Annotated in this window: 18 protein-coding genes; 9 read left to right on the top strand and 9 right to left on the bottom strand. The window is 66.4% G+C overall.

The genetic code is table 11. The features are described from left to right. Positions 1-157 precede the first annotated feature (157 nt). Positions 158-559 (top strand): hypothetical protein, encoded by a 402-nt coding sequence (locus PV761_RS19990; protein ID WP_347899392.1) that lies wholly within the window; start codon positions 158-160, stop codon positions 557-559. Positions 560-610: 51 nt separating this feature from the next. Here PV761_RS19990 and PV761_RS19995 read toward each other — a convergent pair whose 3' ends face one another. From PV761_RS19995 to PV761_RS20020, 6 genes are all read right to left on the bottom strand, one after another. Continuing rightward, positions 611-1,072, bottom strand: coding sequence for a DUF2871 domain-containing protein (locus PV761_RS19995; protein WP_347899393.1), 462 nt, complete (start codon positions 1,070-1,072; stop codon positions 611-613). A 95-nt stretch (positions 1,073-1,167) separates the two neighbouring features. Further along, positions 1,168-3,528 carry a glycosyl hydrolase family 65 protein gene (locus PV761_RS20000; RefSeq protein WP_347899394.1) on the bottom strand — a complete coding sequence of 787 codons (2,361 nt, stop codon included), beginning with the start codon at positions 3,526-3,528 and terminating at the stop codon, positions 1,168-1,170. A 54-nt stretch (positions 3,529-3,582) separates the two neighbouring features. Then, on the bottom strand, positions 3,583-4,323 hold the full coding sequence (locus tag PV761_RS20005) for an HAD-IA family hydrolase (RefSeq protein ID WP_347899395.1): 741 nt from the start codon (positions 4,321-4,323) through the stop codon (positions 3,583-3,585). A gap of 150 nt (positions 4,324-4,473) precedes the next feature. After that, positions 4,474-5,502, bottom strand: coding sequence for a LacI family DNA-binding transcriptional regulator (locus tag PV761_RS20010; RefSeq protein WP_347899396.1), 1,029 nt, complete (start codon positions 5,500-5,502; stop codon positions 4,474-4,476). A gap of 157 nt (positions 5,503-5,659) precedes the next feature. Then, complete coding sequence (locus tag PV761_RS20015; protein ID WP_028270632.1) at positions 5,660-6,277, bottom strand: phospholipase; 618 nt, start codon at positions 6,275-6,277, stop codon at positions 5,660-5,662. Positions 6,278-6,319: 42 nt separating this feature from the next. Further along, on the bottom strand, positions 6,320-7,540 hold the full coding sequence (locus PV761_RS20020; protein ID WP_347899397.1) for a beta-ketoacyl-[acyl-carrier-protein] synthase family protein: 1,221 nt from the start codon (positions 7,538-7,540) through the stop codon (positions 6,320-6,322). A 271-nt stretch (positions 7,541-7,811) separates the two neighbouring features. Here PV761_RS20020 and PV761_RS20025 point away from each other — a divergent pair, with 271 nt between their 5' ends. The 7 genes from PV761_RS20025 to PV761_RS20055 all read left to right on the top strand — a co-directional run bounded on the left by PV761_RS20025 (position 7,812) and on the right by PV761_RS20055 (position 13,731). Beyond that, positions 7,812-8,069, top strand: coding sequence for a DUF6458 family protein (locus PV761_RS20025; RefSeq protein ID WP_028270630.1), 258 nt, complete (start codon positions 7,812-7,814; stop codon positions 8,067-8,069). A gap of 278 nt (positions 8,070-8,347) precedes the next feature. Then, positions 8,348-9,157, top strand: a complete 810-nt coding sequence (locus PV761_RS20030; protein ID WP_347899398.1) for a DeoR/GlpR family DNA-binding transcription regulator — start codon at positions 8,348-8,350, stop codon at positions 9,155-9,157. Then, positions 9,154-10,152 (top strand): hexose kinase, encoded by a 999-nt coding sequence (locus tag PV761_RS20035; RefSeq protein ID WP_347899399.1) that lies wholly within the window; start codon positions 9,154-9,156, stop codon positions 10,150-10,152. The genes PV761_RS20030 and PV761_RS20035 overlap by 4 nt, the downstream gene beginning before the upstream one ends. A 2-nt stretch (positions 10,153-10,154) precedes the next feature. Beyond that, positions 10,155-12,218, top strand: a complete 2,064-nt coding sequence (locus tag PV761_RS20040; RefSeq protein ID WP_347899400.1) for a fructose-specific PTS transporter subunit EIIC — start codon at positions 10,155-10,157, stop codon at positions 12,216-12,218. Positions 12,219-12,274: 56 nt separating this feature from the next. Continuing rightward, positions 12,275-12,553: an HPr family phosphocarrier protein gene (locus tag PV761_RS20045; RefSeq protein ID WP_347899401.1), complete on the top strand. Its 279-nt coding sequence runs from the start codon at positions 12,275-12,277 to the stop codon at positions 12,551-12,553. 300 nt (positions 12,554-12,853) lie between these two features. Continuing rightward, on the top strand, positions 12,854-13,462 hold the full coding sequence (locus PV761_RS20050) for an SRPBCC family protein (protein ID WP_347899402.1): 609 nt from the start codon (positions 12,854-12,856) through the stop codon (positions 13,460-13,462). Between the two features lie 2 nt (positions 13,463-13,464). Beyond that, positions 13,465-13,731: a Rho termination factor N-terminal domain-containing protein gene (locus tag PV761_RS20055; RefSeq protein WP_347899403.1), complete on the top strand. Its 267-nt coding sequence runs from the start codon at positions 13,465-13,467 to the stop codon at positions 13,729-13,731. A gap of 44 nt (positions 13,732-13,775) precedes the next feature. Here PV761_RS20055 and PV761_RS20060 read toward each other — a convergent pair whose 3' ends face one another. Beyond that, entirely contained in the window at positions 13,776-14,837 is a 1,062-nt protein-coding gene (locus PV761_RS20060; RefSeq protein ID WP_347899404.1) for a Ku protein, read from the bottom strand. A 40-nt stretch (positions 14,838-14,877) separates the two neighbouring features. Between PV761_RS20060 and PV761_RS20065 the strand changes: the two genes are divergently transcribed. Next, positions 14,878-17,475, top strand: a complete 2,598-nt coding sequence (locus PV761_RS20065; protein ID WP_347899405.1) for an ATP-dependent DNA ligase — start codon at positions 14,878-14,880, stop codon at positions 17,473-17,475. Positions 17,476-17,646: 171 nt separating this feature from the next. Here the strand turns inward: PV761_RS20065 and PV761_RS20070 are convergent, their stop codons facing one another. Both PV761_RS20070 and PV761_RS20075 read right to left on the bottom strand, forming a co-directional pair. Then, positions 17,647-17,901 carry a hypothetical protein gene (locus PV761_RS20070; protein ID WP_347899406.1) on the bottom strand — a complete coding sequence of 85 codons (255 nt, stop codon included), beginning with the start codon at positions 17,899-17,901 and terminating at the stop codon, positions 17,647-17,649. A gap of 76 nt (positions 17,902-17,977) precedes the next feature. Then, a complete protein-coding gene (locus tag PV761_RS20075; protein ID WP_347899407.1) occupies positions 17,978-18,229 on the bottom strand; it encodes a hypothetical protein in 252 nt (83 codons plus the stop codon). Positions 18,230-18,608: the final 379 nt, after the last annotated feature.

Consider the following 18,608-nt stretch of genomic DNA (forward strand, 5'->3'; position numbering starts at 1 on the left):
GGCCACATCACACTGCCCGAAAACAGAAAACACCCGCCGATCAACACACCGGCACGAACCAGCGACCATCACCGACCGTCATGAAAAATCGAGGCTAGCCCTGCAGGGGTTGGCGGCAGCTGCGGCGCGGCCGGATGGGCGGCCCTAGACTAGCCTTATGCCCACCCCCAGAGCCCTGCGGCCCTTTGTGCACCGGGAGTACCGGGTGCTGATCGCGGCGCTGGCCGTCTCCATTTTCGGTTCCGGAATGTGGGCTGTGGGCATGGTGTACCAGGTGATCCACCTGGGCGGCGGTCCGCTTGAGCTGTCCCTTGTTGCCACTGCGGGCCGCGTGTCCAGCCTGGACTTCTTCGTGTCCCTGGCCCTGATGCCCGTCTCCATGGCACTGGCCGGACCCGCTGCGGCTGTGGTGCCCACCTGGGTGATTTTCCTGGTGGCTGGAGGCGTCTGCCCCGTCATGGCAGTGGTGGCCTTGGTGGTTGCCAGGATGCCGGCCGACGAGCTGGCCCACCCGCTGGACCGCAGCGCCGGGGACCGGGAAACCGCCGACAGCCCGTAGGCTGCCGCACCCAGCGGCTGCCATGTCGGAGCCTGCCGCGCCCCGCGGCTGCTACGCCTTGGCGGCCACAGGCAGCGGCGGCACCGCCGACGGGGCGTCAGTGGCCGCCGTCAATGCCTTCCGCAGGGCCAGGAAGAGCAGCACCAGGCCGGCGGTGAGCAGCATGTGGCCGGTGCCGGCGATCCCGGCGAGCGCTTTGGAGCTGGCATCCAAACCTGCCACGACCAGTGTCCCCTTGACCAGCATCATCCCGCCGGTGACCACCACGCCGGCGTTCCAGATCCAGAAGAACCAGGCGAACAGCCTCGGCGCCGCAGCGGAGATGGCGAAGACCTTCTCCAGCCCGAGCACCAGCAGCAAAACGATGAAGCCCAGCACCAGCCAGTGCGTGTGCACCAGGCCCAGCTGGGAGTCGCCGGTGAAGCCGTTGATCTTGGTGAGTTCCCGATAGTAGAGGCCGGAGAGGACTCCGGCGATGGCATAGGCAAACGAGGCATGGAAGAGTTTTTTCACTCCCCCAGTCTTTCGCCGAAGCACGACGGCGGGATCAACCGTTCGGTTGATCCCGCCCGTCTGTTGGGACTACTGCTGTTGGAACTACTGCGCGCTTAGGTGCGGGCGCGCACGATCGGGATGGACGCCGTCGGAAGTCCGCTCGGGAAGATGGTGGGCTCCGGCGCGCCGACCGGGGCCAGCGGCACCCGGGCAACGTCTTGGCCCACCGTGAGCAGTTCGCCGCGGACGTTGACGTCCAGTGGTTCGCCCTCGCGGATGCTGAGGCCGATGGATCCCTGGCCCAGCTCCACGAACAGCAGGCGGCCGCGCACCTTCAGGTGGAAGGTCAGGCCCTCCCATTCGTCGGGCAGCCTCGGGTCGAAGAACGGAACGTCGCCCTGGTCCCGGAGCCCCGCAAAGCCGCTGACCAGCGAACTCCACACACCGCCGGTGGAGGCGATGTGCACGCCGTCGATGGTGTTGCCGTGGGTGTCGTCGAGGTCGATGTACGCCGCATGGGTGAAGTGGTCCAGCGCGGCCTTTTCGTAGCCCACCTCGGCAGCCATGATTCCCTGGACGCAGGCGGACAGGGTGGAGTCGCCGGTGGTGATCGGATCGTAGAAGTCGAACGCGCGCCGCTTTTCGTCGGCCGTGAAGTCCTGCCACTGCAGGAACATCGCCAGCACGGTGTCCGCCTGTTTGAGGACCTGGTGGCGGTAGATCACCAGCGGGTGGAAGTTCAGCAGCAGCGGGTACTTGGACCGGGGCGTGCTCCAGTCCCACGGCTCCAGGGTCATGAAGTCGTTGTCCTGCGAATACACCTCGAGGTCTTCGTCGTAGGGCAGCTGCATCCGGATGGCAGCCTGCTCCCAGAGCTCGCGTTCGGCGTCGTCGATTTCCGGGTGGTCCAGGGCCGCTGCGGTGCGCAGGTTGAACCTGGCCATGACGTTTGTGTAGAGGTTGTCGTTCACCACGGCCGTGTACTCATCCGGGCCCGTGACGCCGTGGATATGGAACAGCCCGTCCTTGCCGAAGAAGCCGAGGGAGACCCACATCCGGGCGGTTTCGATCAGCAGCTCCGCGCCCATGCCGTGCTTGAAGTCCTCGTCGCCGCTGGCCCACATGTACCTGTTGGCGGCGAAGGCGACGGCGGCGGCGATGTGGAACTGCGCGGTGCCGGCGGCGTAGTAGGCGCTGGCTTCGAGCCCGTTGATGGTGCGCCACGGGAACAGTGCCCCGTCAACGCTCAGTTCCTTGGCGCGGACCTTGGCGTCCGGCAGCATCTCATGCCGGAACTCCAGGACCTGGCGCGCGTTGTCCGGGCTGGTGTACGTCAGGTACGGAAGCAGGTACACCTCCTGGTCCCAGAAGTAGTGGCCATCGTAGCCGGAGCCCGTGACGCCCTTGGCCGGGATGCCGGCGACGTCCGCGCGGGCGCTGGCCTGGGCCAGCTGGAAGAGGTTCCAGCGGATGGCCTGCTGCAGTTCGGGCTGGCCGCCCACCACAATGTCTGAGGTGGCCCAGTAATCGCGGTAGTGCGCTTCGCTTTCGGCGAAGATGGCATTGACGGGCTGAAGCGCGTTCTCCGCCGCTTCCGAGGGGTCCTGCGCGGACCCGCCGTCCACGGCGCCCTCGCGGAAGGCCCGCGCCACGGCGTAGCTGGCGGTCTTCTCAAGGCGGAAGGGCTGGTCGGCTCCCACAGCGAGTACATACCGGACGCTGCTGTCGTCCTGGTCCACCAGGGTCTCGAACGGCTGGACCTCGGCCGAGGTCCAGTGGTCCACGGCCAGACCCACACGCTGGCGGGAGTCGGCGGCTTCCCAGGAAAGGCGGAGCGAGCCGTCCCCGCCGTCGAGCCGTACCGGCAGCAGGACTCGGCCGGCGTGCCGTCCGGCGCGGCGCGGATCGTGGGTGGAGTGGTCCTCCACGGGCTGGTCCTGGCGGTTGATCACGGAGGACGTCACATCTGCGTAGATGTCACGGTCCGCAGCCACTTCGAGGCTGATGCCCAGGGTGCCGCGTGACTGGTAGCCCACGGCCCGGCGCTCCGTGGTGGTTACGGTGGCACCTGAGCGGCAGTGCCAGGTGATCCGGCATTCGTAGATCCCTGTGGCGAAGTCAACGGACCGGCGGTAGTCCAGCACCGTCGATTCGCTCAGGGTCAGCGTTTCGCCATCGATGATCACGGTGAAGTTGTTGACGTCCGGAATGTAGAGGATCCGCTGGCCGGTGCGGGCGAAGCCGAAGGCGTTCTCTGCGTGCTTGATGTCCCAGGTCTCGTGGAAGCCGTTGATGAAGCTTCCGGGCAGGTCTGCGTCCGCGGCGGCCCAGTGGGCGCCGCGGATGCCGAGATGGCCGTTGCCCAGGCTGAAGAGGGTTTCCAGGGTTCCGGAGTTGCCGGGAAGGTGTACGGTTTCCACGAGCTGCCAGGGGTCGTTCGGGAAACGAGCACGGTCAGAGGTGATGAGTGCCATGGCTGTTGGGGTTCCTTTTGGCGTTGTGCAGGTTGGGGGTTTGGTGCGGCGGGGCTACAGGAGTTCGTTCAGGTCCTCGACCACCAGCGTGGCGCCGGCGTCCAGCAGCGTCTGCCGGCCGGCTCCGCGGTCCACTCCGATCACCGAATGGAAGGTGCCGGCGCTTCCGGCCTGGACCCCGGACACTGCGTCCTCAACCACGACGCATTCCGCGCTGGGGAGGTCCAGCAGCTGCGCCGCGTACTCGTAGGTTGCCGGGCTGGGCTTGCCGGGCAGGCCCGCGGCAGCGGCGACGAGGCCGTCCACCACCACGGGGAAGTGGTGGGCCAGTCCTGCGGCCTGCAGCACTGCCGGCGCGTTCCGGGAGGAAGAGACGACGGCGACCTTGAGTCCCAGCGCCTGCGCTGCTTCCAGGAAGCGCACCGAGCCCTCGTACGGGGCCACGCCGCCGGCTTCGACGATGTCGTTGAAAACCTTGTTCTTGCGGTTGCCGAGTCCATGGACCGTGTCGTTGGCGGGGTCGTCGTCCGAGGGGCCTTCGGGCAGGACGATGCTGCGCGAGGCAAGGAAGTCCCGGACGCCGTCGAACCTGGGCTTGCCGTCGATATGGTCGAAGTAGTCGCTTTCGCGGTAGCTGTCCGCTTCCGGAACGTCCTGCAGGAAGCCGTCGAAAAGCTCCTGCCAGGCGCGCTCGTGGACGATCGCCGTGGGCGTGAGCACGCCGTCGAGGTCGAAGAGGATGGCGGAAGCGCCGGTCCAGCCGTGGACGGTGGTGCTGTTTGAAAGCTCAGTCATGCGGTACTCGGTGTCCTTTCAGACGGCGTGCAGGGGGACGTGCGTGGATACTGCAGGTTTTTGCGGCGGCGGGAATCGCTTGATTCAACGGGGATTGGTGCAGAAGTGCGGCGATGCACTGTTTGGTGTCAGGTGGCTCGGCGCGTACGCTCAACGCTTCCGGCGCGTGCTCTTGCGTTCAATCAGCTTGGTATCCAGCACGTGGCTGGCGGGGGCGTTCAACGGCCCCGGACGTTGGAGTCCTTCGATCAGCAGGTTGGCTGCGAAGGCGCCCTGGTCGGCCACAGGCTGCGCTATGGTGCTAAGCCCCAGGAACCAACTCATCTGATGATCGTCTATACCTATGATGGACACGTTTTTCGGCGCTGACAAACCAAGCTCGCGCAGGGCCATGAGTGCGCCGAAGGCAGTTTCATCGCAGCCGGCGAAAATCGCGGAGGGCATCCTGCGGTTTTCGATGAGCTCGGTCATGGCCCGGCGGCCGCCTTCGATGCTCGACCCGGCATCCATTACCAGGTCCGGGTCCACGGTCAGGTGGTGCTCGGCCAGCGCCCGCCTGAATCCGTTGAGGCGGTCCGTGGCCGTGACCACCGAGCGCTCGCCCGATTCGCGGCCGGAGAGAATGGCCAGGTCCCAGTGTCCCAGGCCCAGGAGGTGGCTGGTTGCCTTCCATGCCGCGTCCTCGTTGTCGATTCCCACGTTGTCCCAGGGGACGTTGTGCATGCCCACGCTGGCCACGGCAAGCCCGGAGGAGGCCAGCGCGTCGATGTCGCCGCTGCTGAGGGCAATATTGAGCAGCAGCACCCCGTCCACGCGCTGCGACAACGCGTCAAGGTCGCCGAAGACTTTGCGGTGCACGCTGGGGGTGTTGCGCAGGCTGATCAGCATGGTGTCGAAGCCGCTGTCAGCGAAGACTTCCTCGGCAGCCTCCACGGCCTGGGTGAAAAACCACGCCGTGGCGGTGGGCGCGATGATGGCCACGGACCCGGTGGTGCCGCCGGCCAGGCGCGATGCCGCCGACGAGGCCCTGTAGCCGAGCTTGGTGGCGGCGTCTGCCACCTTCTCCTGGGCGGTGTCCGACACGTTGGGCAGCCCGCGCAGCGCACGGGAAACGGTACAGATGGACAGCCCCGACAATGCGGCAACGTCCTGGATGGTCACGCGCGGTGCTTTAGCCATGCAACACGGGCTCAGCCCTTTCTTCTTCGGAAGTCGTGGGCCCGATACATGGCCGAAGAAGAGTGTAAGCGCTTACAAATTTAGCGCGCAACTGGTTTTACCCGCGGGTGCGGATTATTTCGGGCTTCCGGGGAAAACCACGCGCGCGCTTGGTCCCTCAGCGCAGGACGTAGTGGCGCAGGAAGGCGCTCACATCCACCATCTCCGCCTTGGAAATGGTGTGTCCCATGCCCGGGTAGGTGCGCGCCGTCAGCTGCGTGTTCCGGTTCAGCCAATCAGCGGTGTGCTCCACGGCGTCGTCATTGATCACCAGGTCGGCCTTGTCCCGGCCCCAAAAGAACGGCGGCTTGGCGTCGAACGATTCGCTCATGGCCAGCAGTTCGTTGTCCAGGACGAATCCGGACAACCCCACCACGGCCCGGAAGTCGTGGGGCCGCAGCCGCAAGAGCGTGCTGGCCATTGCCATGCCCTGCGAGAAGCCCAGCAGGCTCACGCTGCTGTGCTGCGCCTTGACGGAGTTGATCCAGTCGAACACCTTGTTGCTGACTGAAATGACGTCGGCGAAGTCATGGGTCAGGAAATAGTCCAGCAGGAACCAGCCGTAATCATCGCCTATCACTTTGGGCGCGCGCAGGGCGGCACAGGTGAACTCGGGCGGCAGCTGCCCGAAAAGGTCCGACATGCGCACTTCGTCCGTGCCGTAGCCGTGCATCATCACCAGCAGCGGCGTGCCGGCGCGCTGGTTCTCCGGCCTGGACCATACGACTGTCTCCATCGCAACAGCCTAACTTTCCGCCGGCGGTCCCGGCGGCAGGCCTCAGCCTGCGGTGATCACCAGCGAGGCGCTGTGGCCGCCGAATCCGAAGGCGTTGGCAATGCCGGCCTTCGCAGCCGGCCCCGTGGTTGTCTCCGAAACGATGTTGAGGTGGATGTCCGGGTCCGGGTTGTCGAGGTTGAGGGTCCCCGGGATGGCGCCGGTACGCAGCGCCTGGATGGTGACGATGGCGCCGAGCGCCCCGGCCCCGCCCAGCAGGTGCCCCGTGAGGCTTTTCGTTGACGTGACGGGAACGGAAGGTCCGACGACGGCGCCGATGGCTTCCGCTTCGAGCCGGTCCCCCACGGGAGTGGACGTGGCGTGGGCGTGCACGAAGCCTATGTCCGCCCCGGTGAGTCCGGCGGCGGCAATGGCTTTCTGCAGGACGCGGCGCTGCATCGCGGGGTCGGCGGCCACGATGTCCACGGCATCAGAGGTGACGGCGCTGCCTGCGATCACGCCGAGCACATCTGCCCCGCGGGATCGGGCGTGGTCCTCGCTTTCCAGCACAACGATCCCGGCGCCCTCGGCCATGACGAAGCCGTCGCGGTCCCGGTCGAAGGGACGGGAGGCGGCCTGCGGGCTGTCGTTGCGGGTGGAGAGGGCCCTGATCTGCGAGAACCCGCTGATGGTCAGGCCGTTGATGCAGGAGTCCACTCCGCCGGCGATCACCACGTCGGCAGCGCCGCTGCGAATCATGTCTGCCGCCTGCGAGATCGCTTCGGCCCCGGAGGCGCAGGCGCTGACGGGAGTCCGCGCCCCGCCGCGGGCCCCGACGTCAATGGAGACCCACGCCGCAGGTCCGTTGACCATAATCCGGGTCAGCGTGTGCGGTGAGACCCGGCGGGGCCCCTTCCCGTCCAGGGTCCGGGTCTGCTCAAGGGTGGTGTCCAGGCCTCCATAGCCGGAGCCGATCACGACGGCGAGCCGTTCCGGGTGGACCTCCGGCCGGCCGGCGTGCGCCCAGGCCTCGCGTGCGGCGACAAGCGCCAGGTGGCCGCAGCGGTCCATCCTTTTGTATTCCAGGGTGGACAGCAGTGACTGAACGTCCACCGACGCGCGTCCCGCGATGCGTACGGGGAGCCCCCCTGACCAGCCGTCGTCGAGGGCCGCAATCCCGGAACGTCCGGCCAGCAGCGCATCCCATGTTTCGCCGGCGGTCGAGCCGACGGGGGTCACTGCTCCCAGGCCGGTGACTACTACCGCGGGGACTTGTTCAGACATGGGTAACACTGCTCCTGGGGTCTGTGGACACTGCGCACTGTGTTCCGCGTGCGCAATCCACAGTACGCGCGGCACACCTCCGGCTGCCGGTGTTACTTCCCGCCGCAGGGAACATCCCGGTAAATAACGACTGTGACACGGCTCCGGCGCGCGCCTTCGGGTTCATTGAAACAGGGGGAAACGGGCTGTAGCCTGTCGCTAGACAGCATACTGATCAAGTTTGCCGCACGTCTTTTTGCCCGCACGTCCCCCGGACAGCTAGGAGCAAGTCATGAGAATCGGTTCCTCCATTTTCCTCATCGCCATCGGTGCCATCTTGGCCTGGGCCATCACCCCCGGCCTCATCCCCTATGTAGACCAAACCCTGATCGGGTACATCCTCATGGCCGTCGGCGTCATCGGCTTGATCGCATCGCTGGTCCTGGCTTCGCCGGGGCGCACCCGGCGGGTGAGCGAAACCCGTTCGGTGGTGGACCCGAACACGGGCGAGCGGATTGTCCGCAATGAGAGCCGGGACGGCAGCCTCTAGCCATGACCCTCCGGCCGCCGCCGTCCGCGGAAAGTTGTTCACGGACACAGGCGAACCGCACCAGGAGTATCCCGGAAGCCGGGCCAGACCAACACGGTCGGGCCCGGCTTCCGCCGTCTAACGCCACATCGGAATCTGCGTTCGTGTTGTTTTCATTGACAAACCCACATGAACAAAGATAAAGTCAAGCAATTCAACATCGTGTGATGGCAGTCACGGAAGCCGGTCGCACCAGCCGGCATCGGAAGTACCAGCAGGATTTACGCAATGGAGGGTAAGTGTTCGCCGAGGAGCGCCAACAGCTGATCGCGGGTCTAGTCGCCGAAAGCGGCCGGGCCAGCGTCACTGCGCTTGCCGAGCGCTTCAACATCACCACCGAAACCGTCCGGCGGGACCTCGCTGCGTTGGAGGCCGCCGGTACGGTACGCCGGGTCCATGGCGGCGCCGTCGCCCCGGACCGGATCAGCACCACGGAGGAAAGCATCCTGGAACGGACCGTGCAGCGGCAGCCGGAAAAGCTGCGCATCGCCGAGGCCGCCCTGGCTTTCATCCCGCAAAATCCGGCAGGCAGCATCCTGGTGGACGCCGGCTCAACCACTGAAGCGCTGGCGGACCTGATCGCCCTGCGCCTGTCCGACCCCTCGGCCGCCCCCGACTCCGGCTCGGAGAACGAACTCGTAGTCATCACCCACGCCATCCCCATCGCCGCCAAGCTCGCCGGCGAGCCTGGAATCGCCCTCCACCTGCTGGGTGGCCGGGTCCGCGGCCTCACCCAGGCTGCCGTGGGCCAGTCCACCGTGGACGCGGCCCACCGCATCCGTCCGGACATCGCCTTCATCGGCGCCAACGGAATCCACTCGGCCTTCGGGCTGAGCACCCCCGATCCTGAAGAAGCCGCCGTCAAAGCGGCCTTCGTCCAATCGGCACGCCGCATTGTGGTGCTGGCCGATTCGTCCAAGCTGGATGCCGAAACGCTGGTCCAGTTCGCCTCGTTGAAAGATCTGGACACCTTGATTACAGACAGTGAACCCAGCCCGGAGCTGGCGGCGGCGCTTGCTGACGCCGGCGTGGACGTGGTGATCGCATGATTGTCACCCTCACCGCGAACCCGAGCCTCGACCGCACCGTAGCCCTGCCCTCGCCGCTGCTCCGCGGCGAAGTACAGCGGGCCGTCTCCGTCCGGCAGGAGTCCGGCGGGAAAGGCGTCAACGTCTCCCGCGCCCTGGTGGCCTCCGGACTGGAAACCGTGGCCGTCCTCCCCGGCGGCGACTCCGATCCGGTCCTGGCGGGACTTCGCGACGGCGGCGTCCCCTTCGCCGCCCTCGCCATCCACGAACCGCTGCGCACCAACGTGGCGCTCACGGAGCCGGACGGCGTCACCACCAAAATCAACGAACCCGGCCCGGTACTGAGCGAAGAGCAGCAGGAAGCCCTGATCGGGCTGCTGCTGGAGCGTTCCCGCGGTGCCAGCTGGGTTGTCCTCGCCGGCTCGCTCCCACCCGGAGTCCCGGCCGACTTTTACGCCACCGTCACCCGGCGGCTTCGCTCCACAAGCGCCGGCAACGGCACAACACCGTCGACTCCGCGCATCGCCGTCGACTCGTCCGGCGCGCCCCTCGCCGCCGCCCTCTCGGGCGATGCGTCGGGCATGCCGGACCTCCTCAAGCCCAACGCCGAAGAACTGGCTGAACTGGCTGCCGCAGCCGGTTTCGCCACGGCGTCCACCGCTGACGAACTGGAAGCGGATCCGGAGGCTGCCGCGGCAGCCGCCGCCGCCGTCGTGCGTTCCGGTGTAGGTGCCGTGCTGGCAACGCTCGGTTCCAAGGGTGCGGTTCTAGTAACGGCCGACGGCGCGTGGCTGGCCACGCACCCGCCGGTCAAGGCGGTCAGCACGGTCGGTGCGGGAGATTCCTCCCTTGCCGGCTATCTGCTCGCCTCCAGCCAGGGCGCCGCCCCGGCCGACTGCCTCCGTCAGGCTGTGGCACATGGTGCCGCTGCCGCCTCCCTGCCGGGCTCCACAGTTCCGGCGGTCCACCAAACCACCCCTGATGCCGTAACCATCACGGCCCTCCGGAAGGACTGACAGTGACTCAGCTCATTACTACTGATCTGGTCGAGCTAGACCAGAACCTGGGCAATTCGCCCGAGGACGTGATCCGCCATCTGGCCGGCAGGGTTGCCGCCACCGGACGCGCCACCGAAGCCGAAGGCCTCTTCACGGACGCCTTTGCCCGCGAATCCAAGACCGCCACCGGCGTGCCCGGCGGAATTGCCATTCCGCACTGCCGTTCCACTGCGGTGACGGTGCCCACCCTGGCCATGGCCCGGCTGTCCCAGCCCGTGGACTTCGGCGCCAAGGACGGCCCGGCGGACCTGATCTTCTTCATCGCAGCCCCCGAAGGCGCGGACCAGGAGCACCTGAAGCTCCTGTCCAAGCTGGCCCGCTCGCTGATCAAAAAGGACTTCACCGCTTCCCTGCGTGCAGCCACCACCCAGGCCGACATCGTCGAACTCGTCGAGGGCGCCCTGGCCGACAAGCCGGCCGCCGCAGCGGAGCCCGCAGCGGCGGGGGCAGGAGCCGCAGCGGCCGCGCCGTCTGCCGGTGCCGCAAGCGGAGCCAAGTCCGGCGGTCCCAAGCGCCTCGTGGCCGTGACGGCGTGCCCCACGGGCATCGCCCACACCTACATGGCCGCCGATTCACTGGTGGCCGCAGCCAAGGAAGTCGGCGTTGACCTGCAGGTGGAAACCCAGGGCTCCTCCGGCGCCAAGCCGCTGGACCCCGCAGTGATCGCAGCCGCAGACGCCGTGATCTTCGCGGTGGACGTGGACGTCCGCGGCAAGGAGCGCTTTGCCGGCAAGCCGGTCATCAACGCACCCGTCAAGCGCGGCATCGACGAACCGGACAAGATGGTGCAGGAAGCACTGGCCGCGGCAGACAACCCCAACGCCCGCCGCGTACCGCACTTCGGCGCCGAGGAGCAGGCTGAGGCAGAAGCCACCGAAAAGGGCGAGCACATCGGCCAGAAGCTGAAGAAGGCGCTCCTCACGGGCGTCAGCTACATGATTCCGTTCGTGGCCGGCGGCGGTCTGCTGATCGCCCTGGGCTTCCTGATGGGCGGCTACCTGATCACCCAGTTCGCCGACGTCATTGTGGTGGACAACAGCATCTTCAACCTGCCCACCGAATACCCTGAAAACGCCTGGGGCCCGCTCGGCGCCTACCTCGGTGCCGTGCTCTTCAAGATCGGCGCCCTCTCGCTGGGCTTCCTGGTCCCCGCCTTGGCAGGTTACATCGCCTACGGCATCGCCGACCGCCCGGGCATCGCACCGGGCTTCGTGGCCGGCGCCGTGGCAGGGTTCATGGGTGCAGGCTTCCTTGGCGGTATCGTGGGCGGCCTCCTGGCCGGTTACATTGCCCATTCCATCGGCAAGATCCAGGTGGCCCGCTGGCTGCGCGGACTGATGCCCGTGGTGATCATTCCGCTGGTGGCTTCGCTCGTGGCTTCCGGCCTGATGTTCCTGATCCTGGGCGCCCCGATCGTAGCCATCACCAAGGGCCTGAACGGTTGGCTCTCCGGACTCACCGGTGCCAGCGCCATCGCGCTCGGCGTCATCCTGGGCCTCATGATGTGCTTCGACCTCGGCGGCCCGGTCAACAAGGTTGCCTACTCGTTCGCCGTCGCCGGCCTGGGTGCCGCAACCCTGGACAACCAGGCACCGTGGCAGATCATGGCAGCCGTCATGGCCTCGGGCATGGTGCCGCCGCTGGCCATGGCCCTCGCCTCCACCGTCCTGGACAAGAAGCGTTTCAGCCTGGCCGAGCGTGAAAACGGCAAGGCCGCGTGGCTGCTGGGGGCATCCTTCATCTCCGAAGGCGCCATCCCGTTCGCCGCGGCCGACCCGCTCCGCGTCATCCCCGCCAGCATGCTGGGCGGTGCGGTGACCGGCGCCATCTCGATGGCAGCGGGCGTCGGTTCAAAGGCACCCCACGGCGGCCTGTTCGTCTTCTTCGCGATCGACAACTTCGTGATGTTCGTGGTGTCGATCCTGGTGGGCACCGTCGTCACCGCCCTCGCCGTGATCGCCCTCAAGCGCTGGGCCGTCCGCAAGTCCGTTGATACCGTGGAGCCGGTTCCAGTAACTGTCTGACCCGGTTCGGTATTCTGACCAACCACCTGTCTCGACCTGATAACCAAGGAGCACACATGTTCGAACGCACCGCCACCATCGCCAGCCGCGTGGGCCTGCACGCCCGCCCCGCAGCCATCTTTGCCGAGGCAGCCGGCGAGTACCCGCACGAGATCACCATTGCCCGCCAGGGCGAACCGGCTGACGAGGCCATGGACGCGGCCAGCATCCTGTCCCTCATGAGCCTGGGCGCCTCGCACGGCGACGTTGTGATCCTCCGCGCCGAGGGCGACGGCGCCGACACCGCGTTGGACCACCTGGTCCAGATCCTGGAAACCGATCACGACGCCGAGTAGCGGCTCCGCGGGCTGATACAGTCCGCGTCCGGTACGGCAAACCAGCGGCCGGCCCGCTGCGCCTCGGCCCCTTTACGGGCACGCGGCGCAGCGGGCCGGCTGCTGCGTTTAACTCCCTTGTTTAGCTCACTGTTTAGCTCACTGTTTGCTCCCTGTTAGCTCCGTGCAGAATTAACTAAGCCGGCTTAGTACATTCCTTGTTTTTGCCTGACGGCCACGTTAGCGTGGACAACGTGGCGACACGCCGTTCAACAGACCCGCGAGCGGAGGCACCTTCTCCGGCCGAAAGAGGATGAGACAGTGGCTACCCTGCAGGAAACCATCGAGGTGGATGTTCCCGTGTCCACCGCTTACAACCAGTGGACCCAGTTTGAATCCTTCCCGGAATTCATGCGGGGCGTGGAGTCCGTGGAGCAGATCGACGAAACGTCCCTGCATTTCCGGACGGACATCGCCGGAGTCAGGCGCGAATACAACGCCCAGATCACCGAGCAGCTACCGGACCGGCGAATCGCCTGGGTCAGCACGGACAAGCCGCGCAACTCCGGCGAGGTCACCTTCGAACCCCTCGGGCCGGAGCACACCCGGCTCACGGTCGCGCTCGAGTGGGAGCCCGAGGGCCTGCTGGAGAAGGCCGGCTCAGCAGTGGGTGCGGACAGCCACCAGATCAGCGCTGACCTCAAGCGTTTCAAGCAGTTCATCGAATCACGCGGCATTGAAACGGGCGCCTGGCGTTCTGCCGTGGACCACGGAGAAGTAGAAGAAACCGAGGAAGAGGCAGGCTTTGCGGCGGACGCCCCGGCGCACCTCGCACACCCGCAGCCGCCGCACACACCCACGCCTTCGCCGCAGCGTCCCGCGGGGGTGGACCCTTTCATTGACGACGCCGAACCATCAGATCCGAGCTGATCATGCCTGAGAAAAAGAACCCCAGCCTCAAGGACCCGGAACTGTACGAGGAGCTGCGCGAGGACGGCGCCTCGAAACAAAAGGCGGCCCGGATTTCCAACGCCGCCGCACAGAGGGGACGCTCCGCGGTGGGCCGCAAGGGCGGCAAAGCAGGCGACTACGACGATTGGACCGTCGCGCAGCTTAAAGCCAAAGCTAAGGAAATAGGGCTGAAGGGTTACTCCGCCAAGAAGAAAAGTGAGCTCATTTCAGCTCTCAGAAACTCCTGACCGCGGCAGAAATGGGCTACCGAACCGGCCAGTGCACTGCAGGGTCAGGCTCCTTTGCGCCTGCTCTTCGCCGGTTCCTTGGCAGCAGGTTCCGCCGCAGCCGTCTTGGCGGGAGTCTTGGCAGCGGACTCCTTGGCGGACGTCGTCCTGGCGGGAGCCTTGGCAGCCGTCGTCTTGGCGGACGTCGTCTTCGAACGGGCGGTAGAGGCCTTGGCGCGCGTGGTTTTTGCGGGAGCGTCGTCAGCGTCGGCGTCGGCGTCGTCAGCCTCGGTGTCGTCGCTGCCGGCCGCCCCGGATCCGCCCGCGGCCTTGGCCGCTCCGCTCCGCTTCTTTTCGAGGCTTCGCTTGAGTGCTTCCATGAGGTCGATCACCTCGCCCTGCCCGGTCTCGGCGGCCTCGGCACCGAACGTCTTTTCCGTGTCCAGGGACTCGCCCTGTTCGATCTTTGCGTCGATGAGTTTGCGGAGCTGCACCTGGTAGTCGTCGGTGAACTGGCCGGGCTCAAAATCCCCGGCCATGGAGTCAACCAGGGCCGCGGACATCTCCCGTTCCTGGGCAGAAATCCGCACGGTGGTTTCCAGGGCGGGGAAAGCCGGTTCCCTGACTTCGTCGGCCCACAGCAGCGATTGCAGCACCAGGACGTCGTCCTTGATCCGCAAAGCGCCGAGCCGGGTCTTCTCCCGGAGGGCGAACTGGACCACGGCCACACGGTCAGTGTCCTCCAGAGCGCGGCGGAGGAGGACGTATGCCTTCGGGGATTTGGAATCCGGTTCCAGGTAATAGCTCTTCTCGAACATCATGGGATCGAGCTGCTCGGACGGGACAAACTGGACCACTTCGATCTCGTGGCTGCTCTCCGCCGGGATGGACTTGAGCTCGTCACGGGTGAGGATCACCGTGCGGCCGTCCTCCTCGTAGGCCTTGTCGATGTCCGCATAGTCCACGATCTCACCGCAGACTTCACAGCGGCGCTGGTACCGGATGCGCCCGCCGTCGGCGCCGTGGACCTGGTGGAGCCCTATGTCGTGGTCTTCCGTGGCGCTATAGACCTTGACCGGCACGTTGACCAGCCCAAATGCGATAGCGCCTTTCCAGATGGCTCTCATGGATCAAGTGAACATCAGAGTTGCCCTGAGGTGAAGTCCTTTGGCCGGCAGTAGGGAACGTGTCCGGGTCCAGGGCCGCGAACTGGTGGTCACCAACCTGGACAAGGTGATGTACCCGGAGACGGGAACCACCAAAGCCGACGTCCTGTCGTACTACACGGCCGTAGCGCCGGTCCTGATCCCCGCTGCAGTGAACCGGCCCGCCACGCGCAAACGCTGGGTTAACGGGGTGGGCACCGCCGAGGCGCCGGGCGAGATGTTTTTCCAGAAGAACCTGGAGGACTCCACGCCCGGCTGGATTCCGCGTGCCTCGATCCGGCACAAGGAGCGCACCAACCAGTACCCGTTGGTCAACGACGCCGCCACCCTGATCTGGCTGGCCCAGATGGGCTCGCTGGAAATCCACGTCCCGCAGTGGCGCGTGGACCCGCACGGCAATCCCATGAACCCCGACCGGCTGGTGCTGGACCTTGACCCCGGCGAGGGCGCCGGGCTGGCCGAGTGCGCCGAAGTGGCACGGTTGGCACGCGCCATCCTGAAGGACGTTGGCCTGGACCTTGTGCCGGTGACCAGCGGCAGCAAGGGCATCCATCTGTATGCCGGCCTCGACGGCACACAGGGCTCGGAACAGATCTCCGAGTTCGCCCACGAACTTGCCCGCGCCCTGGAAGCTGACCACCCCGACCTTGCGGTCAGCGACATGAAGAAGACACTCCGCACCGGCAAAGTGCTGGTGGACTGGAGCCAGAACAACGCCGCCAAGACCACGATCGTGCCGTACTCACTCCGCGGCCGGCTCCGGCCCACGGTGGCAGCACCGCGGACCTGGCGCGAGCTGGCTTCCCCCGCGCTGAAGCAGCTGGACTACCGGGAGGTTATGCGGCGGGTCAAGGATGGCAAGGACCCGTTCGCAGCGGTTTCCGCAGGCGGCGGGCACGTGCAGGGCCATCCCGACGGCGGGGGTTCCGGCAGCGGGGGTTCCGGCAGCGGGTCCCCTGCCGGATCGTCCGCAGGCGGCGGGCACGGCGGCGGGGGAACAGCCGACGGCGGCAGCACCGACCCGAGGCTGGAGAAGTACCGCTCGATGCGGGATCCGGAAGGGACGCCGGAGCCGTTCAGTGCGGACCGGCTCCGGGCGGACCCCGCCGCCGGCACCATCAGGGAACGGTTTGTGATCCAGGAGCACCATGCCAGCCGGCTGCACTTTGACTTCCGGCTGGAGCGGGACGGCGTGCTGGTGTCCTGGGCACTTCCGAAGGGCGTGCCCGTCACCGGGTCGCAGAACCACCTTGCGGTCCAGACCGAGGACCACCCGATGGACTACCTCGATTTCGAGGGCACCATCCCCAAGGGCCAGTACGGCGCCGGGACCGTCAGCATCTGGGACCAGGGTTTCTACGAATGCGACAAATGGATCGCGGGCAAGGAAGTCATTGCCACCCTTACGGGATCTGAAGGCGGCGGCCTTGGCGGCACCAAGAGGTTCGCGCTGATCCGGACCTCCCGGGACAGCGACGCCTCCCACCGGCCGGAACAAGCGCAGTGGCTGATACACCTGATGGACCGCAAGGGGCATGGTGGCCCACCGCCACCAGGCGCTGCTGCAGCCTCAAGCACCCCGGAAGAAGCAAAGAAGGAGGACGGGCCGCCGCCTGTAACGCTACCTGCCCCCTCGCCTTCACCTGATTTCCGGCCAATGCTGGCTAGCGCCGGGACCCCGGCCGACCTTCGTGGCTTGGACTGGCAGTTCGAACTGAAATGGGACGGCGTCCGGGCGCTTATCATCCGCGACGCAGACCGGATCCGGCTCATCAGCCGGAACGGGAACGACGTGTCCGCCAGCTACCCGGAGCTGACAGACCGCGCATGCTGGCCGGAGCAGGACTTCACCGCCGACGGCGAGATCGTCGCCGTCGGGCCTTCCGGGCGGCCCGATTTCGGGCTGCTGCAGACGCGGATGAAACTGACCAAAGCAGCCGACGTCGCCAGGTCCCGGGCGGCCACGCCTGTCCGGCTGATGGTGTTCGACCTGCTCTCCGACGCCGGCGAGGACCTCCGCAGGCTGCCTCTCCGGAAGCGCAGGGTGCGGCTGGAGCAGTTGGATTGGCCGTCCGGCTGCCCCGTGCACCTGTCCGAAGTCCTGGACGAGGAAGTGGAGCACATTCTGGAAAGCGCCCGGGAACTGGGGCTGGAAGGGATCATGGCCAAGCGCCTGGACGGACGCTACGTCAGTGGCGAGCGAACCAGGTCCTGGTTGAAGCTGAAGTTCGAGCGCACCCAGGAAGTGGTGGTGGGCGGCTGGCGCCCCGGCAGGGGGTCCCGGAACAGCTCCGTGGGCTCAGTGCTGGTGGGCATCCCCGACGGCGGCACGCTGCGGTATGTGGGCCGCGTGGGCAGCGGATTCAGCGACCGGGAGCTGACGGAGCTGCGGCTCCAGATGGACACGCTGGCGAGGAAGACCTCGCCTTTCACCGATGTCCCTGCCGCCGATGCCTCCGACGCGCACTGGGTCAGTCCCGAACTGGTGGGCGAGGTGACCTTCGGGGAATGGACTGGCGGCGGGAAGCTGCGGCACCCGGTGTGGCGCGGCTGGCGGCTGGACAAGAACGCCGGCGACGTCGTGGCGGAATCCGGCTGACGCCAGGGGCGCAGTAAGCCGGGATTCAGGAAATCCCGGATTCGGACAGACCGGAACAGGAACACGGGAAACCAGAGCTAACCGAAACACGGGAAGGGCCGGGCGGAACCCGTTTTGGGTGTCGCCCGGCCCCGGGTTGGTATTCGGGATTCCGTCTTTTGGGGATTCCGCTTAGGAGGAGTGCGGCATCTGCGGCCGGCCGGTCCGGTGGACTGCGGTCACTGCTGCCTCATGGCCCATCCGGCCGTGGGCGGTGCCGCGTTCCTTCGGATGACGCCGCTTGCCGTTGCCATCCGGCCACTGCCGGCCGCCGCTAACGGGGCCCGCGGGAGCTGGCATCTCGGGCGCGGGCGCCTCGTCCATGGATTCCGCCAGATGACTGGCAAGCTCCGGTTCCAGCTGTCCCCCAGGATTTTTCTCAGCCATTTTGTGCTCTTCCTTTCCGCGTTGAAATGAAGCGTCCACCAATATTAGGTCTGCGGTTACGGCTTGTCTGCAGTACCTACCAGCGGACTTTTTTCTGGGCAGGGCCTTGCTTGCCGCTGGCATGCGTGGGTTTGTGGCCGTGCGAAACGCTCTGCGACCCGGCGCCCCCACGGGACTTGCTGGCCAGCATTTCCTTCTGGGCATCCGTCAGCCGGGACTTGATACCCTGGCCGGCTTCCGGCGATCCGGCCTCCCGCGATTCTGTGTCCTGGTCTGTGTCCGCGCCCGATTTCGGTTCGGCGCCTTGGGTGTTGTCTTTGTGGGTCATGGAAGCACTCCTTGTATGACGGAAACGGATAGCTCGGAAGTACGCCTCAACGAGCTTTGTTTGTTGGTGAATGGTGCGGGCGGACAGGCCAGCAGGAACACCGCTGGTGGCCGGCCGCCGGCCTATCCGAAGATCAGTGTTCCCATGGGTCAACCTTAGGCAGTGTTCCGGCCGGTTGGGAACCCCCGGTTCGGATGGATTCGTGCCCCGCTCGCATCACTTGGCAGGTGTGAGCTGAAGGGCATTATTCGGCGAATTTGGGTGCTTTATGGGCCGCTGGCCGAAAAAGGTTTGGTAACGATGCGGAAAATCCGCAGATTCCAGTGCTGGCGCGGTGAAACGGCGCAAAATAACTTGGGTTCCGGCCGCCGTTCTGCCC

This window comes from Arthrobacter sp. CC3, from assembly GCF_039907775.1.
Taxonomy (GTDB): Bacteria; Actinomycetota; Actinomycetes; order Actinomycetales; family Micrococcaceae; genus Arthrobacter.

What these genes read in the sequence shown, in the direction of transcription:
- PV761_RS19990 (WP_347899392.1), top strand. Translation starts at nt 158, where the DNA reads ATGCCCACCCCCAGAGCCCTGCGGCCCTTTGTGCACCGGGAGTACCGG.
- PV761_RS20000 (WP_347899394.1), bottom strand. Translation starts at nt 3,528, where the DNA reads ATGGCACTCATCACCTCTGACCGTGCTCGTTTCCCGAACGACCCCTGG.
- PV761_RS20005 (WP_347899395.1), bottom strand. Translation starts at nt 4,323, where the DNA reads ATGACTGAGCTTTCAAACAGCACCACCGTCCACGGCTGGACCGGCGCT.
- PV761_RS20010 (WP_347899396.1), bottom strand. Translation starts at nt 5,502, where the DNA reads ATGGCTAAAGCACCGCGCGTGACCATCCAGGACGTTGCCGCATTGTCG.
- PV761_RS20015 (WP_028270632.1), bottom strand. Translation starts at nt 6,277, where the DNA reads ATGGAGACAGTCGTATGGTCCAGGCCGGAGAACCAGCGCGCCGGCACG.
- PV761_RS20020 (WP_347899397.1), bottom strand. Translation starts at nt 7,540, where the DNA reads ATGTCTGAACAAGTCCCCGCGGTAGTAGTCACCGGCCTGGGAGCAGTG.
- PV761_RS20025 (WP_028270630.1), top strand. Translation starts at nt 7,812, where the DNA reads ATGAGAATCGGTTCCTCCATTTTCCTCATCGCCATCGGTGCCATCTTG.
- PV761_RS20035 (WP_347899399.1), top strand. Translation starts at nt 9,154, where the DNA reads ATGATTGTCACCCTCACCGCGAACCCGAGCCTCGACCGCACCGTAGCC.
- PV761_RS20045 (WP_347899401.1), top strand. Translation starts at nt 12,275, where the DNA reads ATGTTCGAACGCACCGCCACCATCGCCAGCCGCGTGGGCCTGCACGCC.
- PV761_RS20055 (WP_347899403.1), top strand. Translation starts at nt 13,465, where the DNA reads ATGCCTGAGAAAAAGAACCCCAGCCTCAAGGACCCGGAACTGTACGAG.
- PV761_RS20060 (WP_347899404.1), bottom strand. Translation starts at nt 14,837, where the DNA reads ATGAGAGCCATCTGGAAAGGCGCTATCGCATTTGGGCTGGTCAACGTG.
- PV761_RS20070 (WP_347899406.1), bottom strand. Translation starts at nt 17,901, where the DNA reads ATGGCTGAGAAAAATCCTGGGGGACAGCTGGAACCGGAGCTTGCCAGT.
- PV761_RS20075 (WP_347899407.1), bottom strand. Translation starts at nt 18,229, where the DNA reads ATGACCCACAAAGACAACACCCAAGGCGCCGAACCGAAATCGGGCGCG.